This is a genomic window from Methylobacterium soli, assembly GCF_008806385.1.
In the GTDB taxonomy this organism is placed as follows: domain Bacteria; phylum Pseudomonadota; class Alphaproteobacteria; order Rhizobiales; family Beijerinckiaceae; genus Methylobacterium; species Methylobacterium soli.
Genome location: NZ_VZZK01000108.1, coordinates 1 through 1,079, shown reverse-complemented (window position 1 = coordinate 1,079; position 1,079 = coordinate 1). Strand labels below are relative to the sequence as shown.

The 1,079-nt window shown below is 72.3% G+C and carries 1 protein-coding gene; it reads left to right on the top strand.

Annotated elements, in window-relative coordinates; genetic code table 11:
- The coding region (locus F6X53_RS32005) for an Ig-like domain-containing protein (protein WP_244965649.1) at positions 1 to 1,079 on the top strand (1,079 nt) is incomplete at both ends.

Below are 1,079 nucleotides of genomic sequence, written 5' to 3'. Positions count from 1 at the left end.
ACCAACGACGCCACCCCGACCATCACCGGCACGGCCGAGGCGGGCGCCACCGTTACGGTCGTGTCCGGCACCACCGTGCTGGGCACAACCACGGCTGCGGCCAACGGCAGCTTCTCGCTGACCCCGACCGTGCCGCTGCCCAACGGCACCGCCAACCTCACGGCGACCGCCACGGACGCGGCCGGCAACCTTTCGGCCCCGTCCGCCGCCACCCCGGTCACCATCGATACCCGGGTGCCCGGCGCACCCCAGGTCAACTTCCTCCCGCCCACCGACGACAACACGCCGGTGATCACCGGCACCGGCACCGCCGGTGATCTGATCACCATCACCAGCAACGGCACCACCGTCGGCACCGGCACGGTAGCGGGCAACGGCAGCTTCAGCGTGGAGCTGACCACGCCGCTGGCAGACGGCAGCACCACGCTCGCGGTCACCGCCACGACCCCGGGCGGCACGCCCTCGGCCGCCGCACCCGTGACGGTCTTGGTCGACACCGTCGATCCGCTCGCTCCCAGCATCACGGCCTTTGCGGGCCCGACCAACGACACCACGCCCACCATCACGGGCAGGGCCGAGGCCGGCACCACGGTGACGATCCTCAACAACGGCGCGGTGCTGGGCACCACGGTGGCGGGACCGAACGGCAACTTCAGCTTCACCCCGACGGCCGCGCTGCTGGAGGGCACGGCCAACCTGACGGCGACCGCCACGGACGCGGCCGGCAATGTCTCGCTGGTCTCGGCCAGCACGCCGCTGACCATCGACACGGCCGCGCCGACTGTGCCGACGCTGACGCCGTTCACGGGCCCGATCAACGATGCCACGCCCACCATCACGGGCCGGGCGGAGATCGGCTCGACGGTGGTGACGATCACCAGCAACGGCACGGTGATCGGCACGGCGGTGACGGCGGCCGACGGCAGCTTCTCGCTGACCCCGACCACGCCGCTGCCGGAGGGCACCTCGACGCTGACGGCCACGGCGCGCGATGCGGCGGGCAACCTCAGCGTGGTCTCGGCCCCGCTGAACGTCACGGTCGACACGCTGGTGCCGGGTGCACCCGTGATCACCACGGC